The sequence below is a fragment of the Streptomyces sp. NPDC012827 genome (assembly GCF_042900905.1).
Classification (GTDB): domain Bacteria; phylum Actinomycetota; class Actinomycetes; order Streptomycetales; family Streptomycetaceae; genus Streptomyces; species Streptomyces gulbargensis.
This window is the reverse complement of record NZ_JBIBBY010000007.1, coordinates 263,582-278,121: the sequence shown is the minus strand read 5'-3', so window position 1 is coordinate 278,121 and position 14,540 is coordinate 263,582. Positions and strand designations below refer to the sequence as shown.

The following is a 14,540-nucleotide window of genomic DNA, read 5'->3' as shown; positions in this document are numbered from 1 at the left end:
CGAAGACCGTCGCGGTGTCAGGCGTGGCAGGCCACCGGCACCCCGCCGTTCATCGCCGCCATGTCCCGGAAGATCACCGCCGGGTCGAGCGGCGAGCCCTCCGGCAGGCCCTCCAGCTCCGCGTACGCCCGGTGCAGGTTCGCCACCAGCCGCTCGCTCTCCCGCCAGGCGGCGAACTCGCCCGCGTCCGCCCGCCGCGCCGTCTCGAGCGGCGTGTCCCCCTTCGCGTACCCCTCGGCGGCCAGCTCCCGTACCCACAGCAGGTACCGCTCCGTCGCGTCGTACACCGAGGGGTCGGCCACCGGCCCGTGCCCCGGCACCACCGTCGGCGCGTCCAGGGAACGCAGGCGCGCCAGCGCCCGCAGCGAACCGGCGAGCGAGCCCTGGGGCAGGAACGGCGTCCCCCCGTGGAAGACCAGGTCCCCGGTGAACACCACGCCCTGCTGCGGGAGATGGACGATCGAGTCGCCCGTGGTGTGGGCGGGGCCCGGGTGGAGGACGCGGACCTCCACGTCCCCCACGTACAGGGTCAGCCGTTCCCGGTAGGTGAGCTGCGGCGGCAGGATGTCGACCCGGCCGAAGTCGGTCTGCGGCCACAGCAGGTGCAGTTGGTGGCCGGCCGCGAGCTGCTCGGTGCGGCAGTTCTCGTGGCCGACGACCCGGGCCTCCGGCTGGAACACCCCGTTGCCGTAGGTGTGGTCGCCGTGGTGGTGGGTGGTGACGATCGTGCGGGGCAGCGGCAGGCCCTCGGCGAGCACGGCCTCGCGCAGCAGCCGGGCGCGGCGCTCGGTCGCGGCCGTGTCGACGAGCAGCGACTCGCGGGCGTCGCCGACGAAGCCGGCGTTGTTCAGGCACCAGCCGCCGTCGGGCTGGACGAAGGCGTGGACGCGCGGCGCGAGAGCGACCACGTACGGATCGGTGACGGACAAGAGGTTCCCCCGGGGTCGGGACCGACCGGACGGAGGAAGACTGCCAGCGCGAGCCGGTCCGGGGGAAGGAGGCCCGGCGGAGCAGGGCCGCGGGGAAGCGGGCCCGGGGAAGGGAAGCCGGGGGAAGCGGGCCCGGGCGGGCGGCGGGGCCGCTGCCCGTCACCGCCGGGTCAGTGGTCGTCCCAGTGGTCCTCGTGGGCCGCGTGCCGGTGCCCGTCGTGCACGTAGTCGAGGTGGTCCCCGTGCGGCACCGCCGTATGACCGCACTCGGGCCCGTGCCAGTGCTCGTGCCCCTGGTGCGCGACGTGCCCGGACGGCTCGCACTCGTCCCAGTGGCCGGAGTGCTCCCGGTGCAGATGGCCGTCGTGCGCGTAGTCCACGTGGTCCCCGTGGGAGACGGCGGAGTGGCCGCAGTCGGGGCCGTGGATGTGCTCGTGCGTGGGGTGCTCGTGGTGGAGGACGGTCATGGTGGGCCTCCCTGAGGGGTCGGCTGACGCTTCCAGGCTAGTCCGGTACGCCCCTGTCGTCCCGGTACGCCCCAGCGCCGGTCCCGGCTTGCGGCCCCCGGCCGGCCCCGCGAGGGTCAGGGTATGAAAGCGATCAGCTACAGCCGGTACGGCGGCCCCGAGGTCCTGGAGTACGGAGAGCTGCCCGACCCCAAGGTCGGCCCGGACTCCGTCCTGGTCAGGGTGCGGGCGGCCTCCGTCAACCCGGTCGACTGGAAGGCACAGGCCGGCTACCTCGACGGCATGATCCAGGCCGTCTTCCCCGTCGTCCCCGGCTGGGACGTCTCCGGTGTCGTCGTCCGGCCCGGCGTCTCCGTCGTGGAGTTCGCCGAGGGCGACGAGGTGATGGGGTACGTCCGCGAGGACTTCCTCGCGCGCGGCACCTTCGCCGAGTACGTCGCCGCGCCCGTCCGGACCCTCGCCCGCAAGCCGCGCTCCCTCGGCTTCGAGGAGGCCGCCGCGCTTCCCCTGGTCGGCCTCACCGCCTACCAGGTGCTCCACCACGCCCTGGCCGTCCGCCCCGGCGAGACCGTCCTCGTCCTCGCGGCGGCCGGCGGCGTCGGTTCCATGGCCGTCCAGATCGCCCGGCACCTCGGCTGCCGGGTCCTCGGCGCGGCCCGGGAGACGGGCCTGGCGCGGGTGGCCGAGCTCGGCGCCGAACCGGTCCGCTTCGAGGAGCGCGGCTTCGCCGAGCAGGTCCGCGCCCTCGCCCCGCAGGGCGTGGACGCCGTCCTGGACACCATCGGCGGCCCGTACCTGAAGATCGCGGCCGGTCTGCGCGCCCCGGACGGGCGGATCGCCTCCGTCGCCGACGGCGAGGTCCTGGGCCTCGGCGGCCGCTACTTCTGGGTCCGCCCCGACCCGGCCGACCTGGCGGCTCTCGCGGACCTGGCCGACGAGGGAGTGCTGACCGTCCGCGTGGCCGAACGCTTCCCGCTGGAGCGGGCGGCCGACGCCCAGCGCGCCAACGCGGAGGGCGGACTGAACGGCAAGGTCGTCGTCACCGTCCCCTGAGCCTCCTGAGGTGGGGGGGAACACGGCCGGTCAGCCGAGGAGGGCGGCGCCGAAGACGGCGAGCGCGACCGTGCAGAGCGCGGCCAGCACGGCCCCCCGGGGGGAGAGCGGCCGGGGCCGGGCGGTGTCGAGGGCGCGGATACGGCGGTGGGCGACCGCCAGGAACGCCACCCACACCAGCGCCGACAGCGCGAGCCCGGCCAGCCCCGCCGCCGACGGCTCGTCCTGCGCGGCCAGCTTCACGGCGAGCACCGCCACCACCGTGCACGACAGGGTGGTACGCCGCCAGGCCAGCCGTGTCCGCTCCGGCTGAAGCCCGGGATCGCGGGCCTCGCCCGCCTCGGGCGGGACGTCGGGACCACGGGCCTCGCCCGCCCCCGCCCGGACCCCGGGATCGCCCGGCTCGTTCACCGCCCGGCCCAGCCGAGGACGACCACCAGCACCATCGCGAGGGCCACCACGGCCACCACCAGGCTCAGCACCGCGGGGAAGCGCGACACCGGCAGGTCCTCACCGCGCCGCATCGCCCGCTCGCAGCGCACCCAGTGGTTCACGGCGCGCAGCGCGCACAGCGCGCCGGCCCCGAGCAGGGCGAGCGCCAGCCCGACCCGTACGCCCCAGCGCAGGTCCGGCAGGAACTGGTCGACGGCGAAGCCGCCGCCGACGAGGGCGAGCGCGGTGCGGAGCCAGGCGAGGAAGGTCCGCTCGTTGGCCAGCGAGAAGCGGTAGTCGGGGGTCTCGCCCTCGTCCCTGATCCGCCGCGGTGCGAACCAGAGCCGCAGACTCTGCACGAAATCGCTCACCCGGGCACCCTAACCGGCGGCGCGCGCCGCCCCGGCGTGCCTCCCGCTCAGCGGTCGCCGTGCGCCCGCAGCCGTTCGTACGCGGCGAGGCCGTCCGGCACCCACTCCCACGGCTCCGCCGCTCCGGGCAGCCGCGCGGCCAGCTCCTCCTCCGTCAGGAAGGCGTGCCAGGCGACCTCCTCCGCCTGCGGTCGCACGGGCAGGTCGCACCGCACCTCGTAGACGGCCGACCACCACTGGCCGGCGACGCCGCCGGAGTCGTACAGGAAGCGCAGCACCGGTTCGGGCCGCGGCAGGCCCTCGACCCCCAGCTCCTCCTCGGCCTCGCGCAGGGCGGCCGCGTCGTACGACTCGCCCGCGCCGACCACACCTCCGACGAACATGTCGTACAGCGACGGGTAGAGCAGCTTCGTCGCGGTCCTGCGGTGCACGAAGGTCCGGCCCCGGGCGTCGCGCACCCGGACGAAGGCGCAGCGGTGGATCAGACCGCGCGCGTACACCTCGGCGCGCGGGGCCTGCCCGATCACCCGGTCGTGCTCGTCGACGACGTCGAGGATCTCTTCAGCGGGATTCATGCCGCCATCCAAGCAGGCGCGGTCCGGGCGCCCACCGGCCCGTCCCGTACGTCGAGGTCACCGGCCCGTCACGGAGGAGACGGTCGGTCCGGCGGTCCAGCCGCCGTCCACCGCCGGCTCCGCGCCCGTCACGTACGAGGCGGCGTCGGAGAGCAGGAAGACGCCCGGGCGGTCATCGGGGTGTACGTCATGCCGGGGTGGACGGAGTTGACCCGGATGCCGGCCGTGCCGAGCTCCACCGCGCCGATCTTCGTCAGACCGCGCACGCCCCACTTGGAGGCCCCGTACCCGGCGGTGAGGGCGAGGCCCATCAGTCCGGCGGCGGAGGAGATGTTGACGATCGAGCCACCGCCGGCCTCCCGCATCGCGGGGATCACCGCCTTCATGCCGATGAAGACGCCGGTCGGGTTGATGTCGAGGACCTTGCGGAAGTGCGCGGCGGACTCGCTCTCCAGGAAGGCGCCGGTGGAGATGCCGGCGTTGTTCACCAGGCCGTGCAGCGCGCCGAACTCGGCCACGGCGTACGCGACGGCCGCCGTCCACTCCTCCTCGGAGGTCACGTCGTGGTGGCGGCACCGGGCGCGTTCGCCGGCCGCCTCCAGGAGGGGCGCGGGGACGCGCTCGGTACGGGCCTGGCGCCCGGCCGTCACCGCGTCGAGCAGTCCGGCGCGCGAGCCGAAGTGGTACTGGACGGCGGAGGGGTTGGACTGTCCCGCGAGCGCGACGATCTCGCGCAGCCGCGCTCCGTCCACGCCCCGGGCCGCGAACAGCTCCTCGGCCGCGCGGATCAGCTTCTCCCGGGTCTCGGACCCGGAGCCTCCGGCCATGCGGTCATATCGAGGCCCGCCATTGAAGAGCGGCAGAGAAGTCGCGCGGTGAAACCGTTGACGCCGATACACGCGTGTATCGAAGATGCGGTCCATGTCCTACGACGCCGATGTGATCGTGATCGGGGCCGGCCTCGCCGGACTCGTCGCCACCGCCGAGCTGGTCGACGCCGGCCGCTCCGTGATCCTCCTCGACCAGGAACCCGAACAGTCCCTGGGAGGGCAGGCGCACTGGTCCTTCGGCGGCCTCTTCCTCGTGGACTCGCCCGAGCAGCGCAGGATGCGCATCCGGGACAGCCACGCCCTCGCCCTCCAGGACTGGCTCGGCACCGCCGGCTTCGACCGGCCCGAGGACCACTGGCCGCGCCGGTGGGCGGAGGCGTACGTCGACTTCGCCGCAGGCGAGAAGCGTGCCTGGCTGCACGCGCGCGGCGTCCGCTTCTTCCCGGTCGTGGGGTGGGCGGAGCGCGGCGGGTACGACGCGAACGGCCACGGCAACTCGGTGCCCCGCTTCCACATCACCTGGGGCACGGGACCCGGCCTCGTCGCCCCCTTCGCCCGCCGGGTCCGCGAGGGCGCGGCGCGCGGCCTCGTCCGGTTCCGCTTCCGGCACCGCGTCACCGGCCTCGGCCGAACCGCCGGCGCCGTCGACACCGTCACCGGCGAGATCCTCGAACCGTCGTCGGCCCCGCGCGGCACCGCCACCGGCCGCGCCGTGACCGGCTCCTTCACGCTGCGGGCCCAGGCCGTGATCGTCACCACCGGCGGCATCGGCGGCAACCACGATCTGGTCCGCGCCCAGTGGCCCGCCCGGCTCGGCACCCCGCCGGCCCGGCTGCTCTCCGGCGTCCCCGCGCACGTCGACGGCCTCATGCTCGGCATCGCGGAGAAGGCCGGCGCCCGGCACATCAACCGCGACCGCATGTGGCACTACACCGAGGGCATCGAGAACTGGAACCCGATCTGGGCCCGGCACGGGATCCGCATCCTGCCCGGGCCCTCCTCGCTCTGGCTCGACGCCACCGGCAAGCGGCTGCCCGTCCCCCTCTTCCCCGGCTTCGACACGCTCGGCACCCTCGAACACATCCTGCGGACCGGGCACGACCACACCTGGTTCGTCCTGAACAAGCGGATCATCGGCAAGGAGTTCGCCCTCTCCGGCTCCGAGCAGAATCCCGATCTCACCGGGAAGTCCGTCCGCGACGTCCTGGTCCGCGCCCGCACCGACGTGCCGGGGCCGGTCCGGGCGTTCATGGACAAGGGGGCGGACTTCGTGGTCGAGGAGGACCTGTCCGCCCTGGTGCGCGGCATGAACCGGGTCACCGGCGAGGACCTCGTCGACGAGGCGTCCCTGCGCCGCGAGATCACCGCGCGGGACCGGGAGATCACCAACCCCTTCACCAAGGACCTCCAGGTCACGGCGATCCGGGGGGCCCGCCGGTACCTGGGCGACCGGCTGATCCGCACGGCCGCCCCGCACCGCGTCCTCGACCCGGCGGCCGGTCCGCTGATCGCCGTCCGCCTCGGCATCCTCACCCGCAAGTCCCTCGGCGGCCTGGAGACGGACCTCTCCTCCCGCGTGCTGACGGAGGGCGGCGAACCGCTGCCCGGTCTGTACGCGGCGGGCGAGGCGGCGGGCTTCGGCGGCGGCGGTGTGCACGGCTACCGGTCCCTGGAGGGCACCTTCCTCGGCGGCTGCCTCTTCTCGGGCCGCGCGGCCGGCCGCGCGGCGGCGAAGGCGGTCGGCTGAGGTACGGGGCAGGGGCCGGGATCGGGACGACCGGTGCCGCCGGCCGGGGGGCGTACCCCCGCACCCGCACCCCGCCGCCCCCGCCTCAGCCCCCTGCCGCCGGGAGCCGTTCCACCACCCGGAAACGCTCGGCCTCGATCTTCGTGTCGTCGTCCACGGTGAAGCCGGGGTCCCCCAGCGCCTCGCGCATCTCCGGCCCGTGCCAGAACTCCTCGTGCCCGGCCCGCCATTCGGCGACGGACGTGTACCCCTCGCCCTCGTCCAGCGCGTGCCGGAGGTCGACCTCGCCGAGCGGCAGGACCCGGACCTCCGTCAGTTCCAGGACCGCGACCTCGCGTCCCGCGGAGTCGATGAGCGCCGACCGCTCGCCCACCGGGGGCAGTTCCTCGCCCTCGATCTCGTACTCGACGAGCAGTCCCGTCGTGGAGACCTTCTCGCCGCGCAGCACGGCGGCGACGAGCCGGTCCCGCAGGGGGCCGGGGAAAGCGAGCAGATACGGCGGGAGCGCGTGAGGGCCGGTCATGGCCGACAGTCTGTCAGCCACGACCGGCCCCCGGCGCCCGGTTTTCCCGCCCGCTACACCAGGAGGGACAGCAGCAGGACGAAGACGATGCCGACCACCGAGATGATCGTCTCCATCACCGACCAGGTCTTGACCGTCTGGCCGACGCTCATCCCGAAGTACTCCTTCACCAGCCAGAAACCGGCGTCGTTGACATGGCTGAAGAAGAGGGAACCGGCACCGATGGCCAGCACGAGCAGGGCCGTCTCACCGGTGGACATCCCGGCCGCCAGCGGAGCCACCAGGCCCGCCGCCGAGATGGTGGCGACCGTCGCCGAACCCGTCGCGAGCCGGATCGCGACCGCGATCAGCCAGGCGAGGAGCAGGGCCGGGATCGACCAGTCCTCGGAGAGGTCGAGGATCATCCGGCCGACGCCGATGTCGATCAGGGTCTGCTTGAAGCCGCCGCCCGCGCCGACGATCATGAGCACGCCCGCGATCGGGGCGAGGGACTTCTCGACGGTCGAGGAGAGGCGCTCCTTGGTGAACCCGGCCGCCCGGCCCAGGGTGAACAGGCCCACGAGGACCGCGGCCAGCAGGGCGATCAGCGGGGAGCCGATGACGTCGGTGACCTTCTGCACCCCGTTCTCGGGGTCGTCCACCACGATGTCCACGAGCGCCTTGACGAGCATCAGGACGACGGGCAGCAGGACGGTCGCGACGGTGGCGCCGAAGCCCGGGCGCCGGTCGAGGTCCTCGGAGGGCCGCGCCGGGATCATGTGCTCGGGCGCGGGGACGTCCACCCAGCGGGCGGCGTACCGGGAGAAGAGGGGACCGGCGATGATCACGGTCGGGACGGCGACGACCAGGCCGAGGGCGAGGGTCACGCCCAGGTTGGCGCCGAGCGCGTCGATGGCGACGAGCGGCCCGGGGTGCGGCGGGATGAGCCCGTGCATCACCGACAGTCCGGCGAGGGCCGGGATCCCGATCCGCATCAGGGAGTAGTTGCCGCGCTGGGCGACCAGCAGGACCACCGGGATCAGCAGCACGATGCCGACCTCGAAGAACAGCGGCAGTCCGATGACCGAGGCGATCAGGACCATCGCCCAAGGCATGGCGCGGCCCTCGGCCTTGGCGAGGATGGTGTCGACGATCTGGTCGGCGCCGCCCGAGTCGGCGAGGAGCTTGCCGAGGATCGCGCCGAGCGCGATGAGGACGCCGACGCCGGCGACGGTGCTGCCGAGCCCGGTCGTGAACGACTTGATGGCGTCGGCGAGCGGTGCCCCGGCGAACGCGCCGAGCGCGAGCGACCCGATGGTCAGCGCGAGGAACGCGTGCAGCTTGAACTTGGTGATGAGCAGGACGATGACGGCGATGCCGGCGAGTACGGCGATGCCCAGCTGGGCGTTGCCGGCCGAGGTGATCGGTTCGACGGCGTCCGCTGCCAGGACCTCGACGCTGAGACTGGTCACGGTGGTGTCCTTCGTACGGGCAGGTGGGGGTGGGGACGGGGGAGGGGGACGGGATCAGCGCGTGAGGCGGCGCAGGGCCTCGACGGCGCGGGCGGTGATCTCCTCGGGGGTGCCGGAGACGTCCACGGCCACGCCGGCCTCGTCGTCCTCCAGCGGCTGAAGGGTGGCGAACTGGGAGTCGAGCAGCGCGGTCGGCATGAAGTGGCCCGTGCGCCCGGCCATCCGCTCCTCGATCAGCGCGCGGTCCCCGGTGAGGTGGAGGAAGACGACACCGGGCGCGGCGGCCCGCAGCCGGTCCCGGTAGCTCCGCTTCAGCGCCGAGCTGCTGACGACGCCGCCGCGACCGGCCCGGCCGTGGGCCCACTCCCCGATGGCGTCGAGCCACGGCTCGCGGTCCGCGTCGTCCAGCGGGACACCGGCGGACATCTTGGCGACGTTGGCCGCCGGGTGGAAGTCGTCGCCCTCGGCGTAGGGCAGGCCCAGGGCTTCGGCGACCTTCGGACCGATGGTGGTCTTGCCGGTGCCCGCGACGCCCATGACGACGACGACCGGGGGAGCGGTGTGGGGGGTGGAGCGCATGGGGGGTGCCTCGCTGTCTTCTTCGACATCGGTCCGTCGCGCTCATGAAACCCATTGGGTACGACGTATTCAAGAGTCTGTGACATAAAAGTCGTACTTTTCATTCCTGGCTGTGATCGCCCCGCCGGAGCGACTTAGGCTGATCACCATGACGACACCGGCCCAGGGGCTCCACTCCCACGTCCTGGCCACCCTGGGCCTCGCGATCACCGCGGGGGAGTACCCCCCGGGCACCGTGCTGCGCACCGACGAGCTCGCCCGGCGCTTCGACGTCTCGCGCACGGTGATCCGCGAGGTCGTCCGGGTCCTGGAGTCCATGCACCTGGTCGAGTCCCGCCGCCGGGTCGGCGTCACCGTGCTCCCCACCGCCAGCTGGAACGTGTACGACCCCCAGGTCATCCGCTGGCGCCTGGCCGGCGCCGACCGCCCCCGCCAGCTCCGCTCGCTCACCGTGCTCCGCTCGGCCGTCGAGCCCGTGGCCGCGGGACTCGCCGCCCTGAACGCCACCCCCGAGCAGTGCCGCCGGCTCACCGAGGAGGCCCTCGGCATGGTCGCGACCTCGCGCGGCCGGCAGCTGGAGGCGTACCTCGTCCACGACGTCGCCTTCCACCGGGTCGTCCTCGACGCCTCCGGCAACGAGATGTTCGCCCGCCTCGGCGACGTCGTCGCCGAGGTCCTCGCCGGCCGCACCCACCACCACGTGATGTTCGAGGACCCCGACCCGGCCGCCGTCACCCTCCATGTCCGGGTCGCCGAGGCCGTACGGGAACGGGACGCGGCCCGCGCCGAGGCGCTGACCCGCGAGATCGCCGTCGGCGCGCTCAAGGAGCTGGACGTCCTCGCGCCCTGACCGGCCGCCCGGAGTTCACCGCTCGGTAACCTCTGAACTAGCTCAAATCCGGGCGTTCAGTGAAATCGCTCACAGTCAGTAACCCCCTCCTGCCGTGAGGATGTCCGCTGGCCGTGCCGCACGCCCCACAAGGGCACGGCCGGGTCCGCACAGCCCACCCCCTCACGAAGGCGAACAACTCCATGAGTGACCGCGTCTCGACTGCGGCCGACCCGCTGTCCGCCACCCCGGCGGCCACCGGTGCGGCGTCCCCCCACATCGACGCCGGTGACGCCGGGTACCGCAAGGACCTCAAGTCCCGTCACATCAACATGATCGCCATCGGCGGCGCCATCGGCACCGGCCTCTTCCTGGGCGCCGGCGGCCGCATGGCCAACGCCGGTCCGTCCCTCTTCATCGCCTACGCGGTCTGCGGCGTCTTCGCCTTCTTCGTGGTGCGCGCCCTCGGTGAGCTGGTGCTCTACCGCCCCTCCTCCGGCGCCTTCGTCTCCTACGCCCGTGAGTTCATGGGCGAGAAGGGCGCCTACACGGCCGGCTGGCTCTACTTCCTCAACTGGTCGACCACCGCCGTCGCCGACATCACCGCGGCCGCCACCTACGCCCACTTCTGGGCCATGTTCAGCGACGTCCCGCAGTGGATCCTCGCGCTCATCGCCCTCGCGGTCGTCCTCGCCGCCAACCTCATCTCCGTGAAGTACTTCGGCGAGATGGAGTTCTGGTTCGCGATCATCAAGGTCGCCGCCCTGGTCGCCTTCATGCTCGTCGGCATCTTCCTCATCGTGACCTCCCACGACGTCGGCGGCCACACCCCCGGCCTCGCGAACATCACCGACAACGGCGGCATCTTCCCCAACGGCGTCATGCCGATGCTGCTGCTGATCCAGGGCGTCGTCTTCGCCTACGCCTCCGTCGAGCTGTGCGGCGTCGCCGCCGGCGAGACCGAGAACCCCGAGAAGATCATGCCCAAGGCGATCAACTCGATCATGTGGCGCGTCGGCCTCTTCTACGTCGGCTCCATCGTCCTGCTCGCGCTGATCCTCCCGTACACCGCGTACTCCGGCGACCAGAGCCCCTTCGTCACCGTCTTCGACAAGCTGGGCGTCCCCGGCACCGCCGGCGTGATGAACCTCGTCGTCCTCACCGCCGCCCTCTCCAGCCTCAACTCCGGCCTCTACTCCACCGGCCGCATCCTGCGCTCCATGTCGCTGGCCGGCTCCGCGCCCAAGTTCACCGGCGTCATGAACAAGGGCGGCGTCCCCTACGGCGGCATCCTGCTCACCGCCGCCTTCGGTGTCGCCGGCGTCTTCCTCAACTACGTCATGCCCGAGGACGCCTTCGAGCTGGTGCTGAACTTCGCCTCCATCGGCATCATCGGCACCTGGGCGATGATCATGGTCTGCTCGCTGCTCTTCGTGCGCCGCTCCAAGGAGGGCAGGCTCACCCGGCCCGCCTACCAGCTGCCCTGGGCCCCGTACACCCAGATCGTGACGCTGGTCTTCCTCGCCGCCGTCGTCGTCCTCATGTGGCTGGACGGCGGAGTGGGCCGCACCACCGTCAACTGCCTGCCGCTCATCGCCGCGGCCCTCGTCGGCGGCTGGTTCCTGGTCCGCGGCCGGGTCCGCGCCACCGCCGCGGCCTCCCGCGACTGATCTCCCGCACGGGAACCGACGGGACCCCCGCAGGCGCCGCCTGCGGGGGTCTCGCCCTTTCTCCTCGAAAAGTGGTACGCAGGAGGTCCACAAGATCCGTCCGGCGGAAGGACAGTTGGCGATGCCACAGCAGGTCCTGGGGGTCGTCGCCCCCGGCAGGAACGAACCGGTGCGGGTCGAGACGATCACCGTCCCCGACCCCGGGCCCGGCGAGGCGGTGGTCCGCGTCCAGGCCTGCGGCGTCTGCCACACCGACCTCCACTACAAGCAGGGCGGCATCGGCGGCGACTTCCCCTACCTGCTCGGCCACGAGGCCGCCGGAATCGTCGAGACCGTCGGCGAGGGCGTCACCGACGTCGCCCCCGGTGATTTCGTGATCCTCAACTGGCGGGCCGTCTGCGGACAGTGCCGCGCCTGCCTGCGCGGCCGCCCCTGGTACTGCTTCGACACCCACAACGCCCGGCAGCGGATGACGCTCGCCCGCGACACGTCCGGCCCCGCGGGCCACCCCGCGGGCACGGAGCTCACCCCCGCCCTCGGCATCGGCGCCTTCGCCGAGAAGACCCTCGTCCACGCCGGCCAGTGCACCAAGGTCGACCCCGAGATCGCCCCCGCCGCCGCCGGACTCCTCGGCTGCGGCGTCATGGCCGGCATCGGCGCCGCCCTCAACACCGGGAACGTCGGCCGAGGCGACACCGTCGCCGTCATCGGCTGCGGAGGCGTCGGGGACGCCGCCGTCGTCGGCTCCCGCCTCGCCGGCGCCGCGAAGATCATCGCCGTCGACATCGACGACCGGAAACTGGACACCGCCCGTGCCATGGGCGCCACCCACGCCGTGAACTCCCGCGACACCGACCCCGTCGAAGCCGTCCGCGAACTCACCGGCGGCCACGGCGCCGACGTCGTCATCGAGGCGGTCGGCCGCCCCGAGACGTACGCCCAGGCCTTCTACGCCCGCGACCTCGCCGGCACCGTCGTCCTCGTCGGCGTCCCCACCCCCGACATGACGATCGAACTGCCCCTCCTCGACGTCTTCGGCCGCGGCGGCGCGCTCAAGTCCTCCTGGTACGGCGACTGCCTGCCCTCCCGCGACTTCCCCATGCTCGTCGACCTGCACCGGCAGGGCCGCATCGACCTCGGCGCCTTCGTCACCGAGACCATCGGCCTCGGCGACGTCGAGAAGGCCTTCGCCCGCATGCACGAGGGCGACGTCCTGCGCTCGGTGGTGGTGCTGTGATGGCGGCCCGCGTCGAGCACCTCGTCACCTCCGGCACCTTCAGCCTCGACGGCGGCACCTGGGAGGTCGACAACAACGTCTGGATCGTCGGCGACGACACCGAGGCGATCGTCATCGACGCCGCCCACGACGCCGGCGCGGTCCTCGCCGCCCTCGACGGCCGCGTCCTGCGCGCCATCGTCTGCACCCACGCCCACGACGACCACATCGGCGCCGCCCCCGCCCTCGCCGCCGCCACCGGCGCCCGCGTCCTGCTCCACCCGGCCGATCAGCCCCTCTGGAAGCAGACCCACCCCGACCACACCACCGACGGGGACCTCGCCGACGGCCAGGTCCTCACCATCGCCGGCACGGACCTCCACGTCCTGCACACCCCCGGCCACGCCCCCGGAGCGGTCAGCCTGCACGCCCCCGACCTGCGCACCGTCTTCACCGGAGACACCCTCTTCCGGGGCGGCCCCGGCGCGACCGGCCGGTCCTTCTCCGACTTCCCCACGATCATCGACTCGATCAGGTCCCGGCTGCTGACCCTTCCCCCGGAGACCGTGGTCCGCACCGGCCACGGCGAGACCACCACCATCGGCGAAGAAGCCCCTCACCTCGACACATGGGTCACCCGGGGCCACTGAGCGACAGCCGGCTGACGAACCGCAGCCGCGCCCCCGAGAACGGGTCGGTGAACTCCAGCGACCGCGCCAGCAGCCGCAGCGGCCGCCCGTGGTCCTCCGGCCCGTCCTCCCGGACCACGGGGTAGACCGGATCGTCCAGGATCGGCAGCCCCAGCGCGTTCATGTGCACCCGCAGCTGATGCGTCCGCCCGGTCACCGGAACCAGCCGGTACCGGCCAAGGCCGCCCCCGTGCGCGAGCAGCTCCACCCGGCTCTCCGCGTTCGGCTCGCCCGGCACCTCCCGGGCGGCCATGACCCCGCGCTCCTTCTCGATCCGGCTCCGCACCGTCACCGGCAGCTCCACCGCCGGGTCGTACGGCGCCACCGCCTCGTACTCCTTGCGCACGGCCCGGTCCCGGAAGAGCGTCTGGTACGCCCCCCGGTCCTCCGGCCGTACGACGAACAGCACCAGCCCCGCCGTCAGCCGGTCCAAGCGGTGCGCCGGCTGCAGGGCGGGCAGCCCCAGCTCCCGCCGCAGCCGCGCGAGTGCCGTCTCCGTCACATGCCGGCCCCGGGGCATCGTCGCCAGGAAGTGCGGCTTGTCCGCCACCACGATCCGCTCGTCCCGGTGGACCACCCCCACCTCGAACGGCACCCGCTCCTCGGCCGGGAAGTCCCGGTGGAACCAGAGGTACGTCCCCGCCGCGTACGGCTCGTCCCCGCGCACCGGCCCGCCGGTCCCGACGAACCGGCCCTCCCGCAGCATCTCCTCCACGCGCCCGGACCCCACGGCCCCGGCGTACCGTGCCACGAGATGCTCCCCGACGGTCGCCCACACCCCCTCGGGGTCCTCGGGCAGCCGCACCCGCACCGCGTCGACCCCCTCCCGCTGCGGCAGGGGAGAAGCGGGAGCCTTCGTTCGGCGTCTCAACTGATCTCCGTCGTACCCAGGGCCGCAACCGGGCCACAACGAGAAGGACCCCACAAGATGTGGGGTCCTTCGCTGGTGTCCGAGGGGGGACTTGAACCCCCACGCCCGATAAAGGGCACTAGCACCTCAAGCTAGCGCGTCTGCCATTCCGCCACCCGGACAGGTGTTGTCGTCTTCCGGGCCGCTCGGCCCTTCCGACGAGGAAAACCATAGCAAACATTCGGGGTGGTCGATCACCACCCCCTGGTCAGCGGCCCGCGCACCCCCCGGGCGCGCCGGGCGCCGCCCGGGACGTGACGGCCGTATGC

Annotated in this window: 15 protein-coding genes, 1 tRNA gene and 1 pseudogene; 6 read left to right on the top strand and 11 right to left on the bottom strand. The window is 73.1% G+C overall.

The window, feature by feature from the left end; all coding sequences use genetic code 11:
* Positions 1 to 17: 17 nt before the first annotated feature.
* Together ACFY60_RS18095 and ACFY60_RS18090 are read right to left on the bottom strand one after the other, a co-directional pair.
* Positions 18 to 929: an MBL fold metallo-hydrolase gene (locus ACFY60_RS18095; RefSeq protein ID WP_388612666.1), complete on the bottom strand. Its 912-nt coding sequence runs from the start codon at positions 927 to 929 to the stop codon at positions 18 to 20.
* Positions 930 to 1,099: 170 nt separating this feature from the next.
* A complete protein-coding gene (locus ACFY60_RS18090; protein WP_388612668.1) occupies positions 1,100 to 1,396 on the bottom strand; it encodes a hypothetical protein in 297 nt (98 codons plus the stop codon).
* 123 nt (positions 1,397 to 1,519) lie between these two features.
* Between ACFY60_RS18090 and ACFY60_RS18085 the strand changes: the two genes are divergently transcribed.
* Positions 1,520 to 2,449, top strand: coding sequence for an NADP-dependent oxidoreductase (locus tag ACFY60_RS18085; RefSeq protein WP_388612670.1), 930 nt, complete (start codon positions 1,520 to 1,522; stop codon positions 2,447 to 2,449).
* A gap of 30 nt (positions 2,450 to 2,479) precedes the next feature.
* On the opposite strand, the gene ACFY60_RS18080 is transcribed toward ACFY60_RS18085, so the two are convergent.
* From ACFY60_RS18080 to ACFY60_RS18065, 4 genes and pseudogenes are all read right to left on the bottom strand, one after another.
* Complete coding sequence (locus ACFY60_RS18080; RefSeq protein ID WP_388612672.1) at positions 2,480 to 2,860, bottom strand: DUF202 domain-containing protein; 381 nt, start codon at positions 2,858 to 2,860, stop codon at positions 2,480 to 2,482.
* Positions 2,857 to 3,252: a YidH family protein gene (locus tag ACFY60_RS18075; protein WP_388612674.1), complete on the bottom strand. Its 396-nt coding sequence runs from the start codon at positions 3,250 to 3,252 to the stop codon at positions 2,857 to 2,859. The genes ACFY60_RS18080 and ACFY60_RS18075 overlap by 4 nt, the downstream gene beginning before the upstream one ends.
* Before the next feature lie 47 nt (positions 3,253 to 3,299).
* On the bottom strand, positions 3,300 to 3,827 hold the full coding sequence (locus ACFY60_RS18070) for an NUDIX domain-containing protein (protein ID WP_388612676.1): 528 nt from the start codon (positions 3,825 to 3,827) through the stop codon (positions 3,300 to 3,302).
* Positions 3,828 to 3,884: 57 nt separating this feature from the next.
* Positions 3,885 to 4,564, bottom strand: a pseudogene (locus ACFY60_RS18065) (SDR family NAD(P)-dependent oxidoreductase).
* Between the two features lie 184 nt (positions 4,565 to 4,748).
* On the opposite strand from ACFY60_RS18065, the gene ACFY60_RS18060 reads away from it, so the two are divergent.
* Positions 4,749 to 6,404 carry an FAD-binding dehydrogenase gene (locus tag ACFY60_RS18060; RefSeq protein ID WP_388612678.1) on the top strand — a complete coding sequence of 552 codons (1,656 nt, stop codon included), beginning with the start codon at positions 4,749 to 4,751 and terminating at the stop codon, positions 6,402 to 6,404.
* An 85-nt stretch (positions 6,405 to 6,489) separates the two neighbouring features.
* On the opposite strand, the gene ACFY60_RS18055 is transcribed toward ACFY60_RS18060, so the two are convergent.
* From ACFY60_RS18055 to ACFY60_RS18045, 3 genes are read right to left on the bottom strand one after another with little or no spacing between them, the layout of a single operon-like run.
* Complete coding sequence (locus tag ACFY60_RS18055) at positions 6,490 to 6,927, bottom strand: ASCH domain-containing protein (RefSeq protein ID WP_388612680.1); 438 nt, start codon at positions 6,925 to 6,927, stop codon at positions 6,490 to 6,492.
* 53 nt (positions 6,928 to 6,980) lie between these two features.
* Positions 6,981 to 8,378 carry a GntP family permease gene (locus tag ACFY60_RS18050; protein WP_388612682.1) on the bottom strand — a complete coding sequence of 466 codons (1,398 nt, stop codon included), beginning with the start codon at positions 8,376 to 8,378 and terminating at the stop codon, positions 6,981 to 6,983.
* A 54-nt stretch (positions 8,379 to 8,432) separates the two neighbouring features.
* Positions 8,433 to 8,957: a gluconokinase gene (locus ACFY60_RS18045; protein WP_388612684.1), complete on the bottom strand. Its 525-nt coding sequence runs from the start codon at positions 8,955 to 8,957 to the stop codon at positions 8,433 to 8,435.
* A gap of 148 nt (positions 8,958 to 9,105) precedes the next feature.
* Between ACFY60_RS18045 and ACFY60_RS18040 the strand changes: the two genes are divergently transcribed.
* The 4 genes from ACFY60_RS18040 to ACFY60_RS18025 all read left to right on the top strand — a co-directional run bounded on the left by ACFY60_RS18040 (position 9,106) and on the right by ACFY60_RS18025 (position 13,322).
* Positions 9,106 to 9,807 (top strand): FadR/GntR family transcriptional regulator, encoded by a 702-nt coding sequence (locus tag ACFY60_RS18040; protein WP_388612686.1) that lies wholly within the window; start codon positions 9,106 to 9,108, stop codon positions 9,805 to 9,807.
* A 182-nt stretch (positions 9,808 to 9,989) separates the two neighbouring features.
* Entirely contained in the window at positions 9,990 to 11,456 is a 1,467-nt protein-coding gene (locus ACFY60_RS18035; RefSeq protein WP_388612688.1) for an amino acid permease, read from the top strand.
* 121 nt (positions 11,457 to 11,577) lie between these two features.
* Positions 11,578 to 12,693 carry an S-(hydroxymethyl)mycothiol dehydrogenase gene (locus tag ACFY60_RS18030; RefSeq protein ID WP_388612690.1) on the top strand — a complete coding sequence of 372 codons (1,116 nt, stop codon included), beginning with the start codon at positions 11,578 to 11,580 and terminating at the stop codon, positions 12,691 to 12,693.
* Positions 12,693 to 13,322 (top strand): MBL fold metallo-hydrolase, encoded by a 630-nt coding sequence (locus ACFY60_RS18025; protein ID WP_388612692.1) that lies wholly within the window; start codon positions 12,693 to 12,695, stop codon positions 13,320 to 13,322. Before ACFY60_RS18030 ends, ACFY60_RS18025 begins: the two co-directional genes overlap by 1 nt.
* Here ACFY60_RS18025 and ACFY60_RS18020 read toward each other — a convergent pair.
* Both ACFY60_RS18020 and ACFY60_RS18015 read right to left on the bottom strand, forming a co-directional pair.
* Positions 13,306 to 14,232, bottom strand: coding sequence for a pseudouridine synthase (locus ACFY60_RS18020; protein ID WP_388612694.1), 927 nt, complete (start codon positions 14,230 to 14,232; stop codon positions 13,306 to 13,308). The two genes, ACFY60_RS18025 and ACFY60_RS18020, sit on opposite strands and share 17 nt — an antisense overlap.
* 73 nt (positions 14,233 to 14,305) lie before the next feature.
* Positions 14,306 to 14,393: transfer RNA gene (locus ACFY60_RS18015), tRNA-Leu, on the bottom strand.
* Between the last annotated feature and the right edge of the window lie 147 nt (positions 14,394 to 14,540).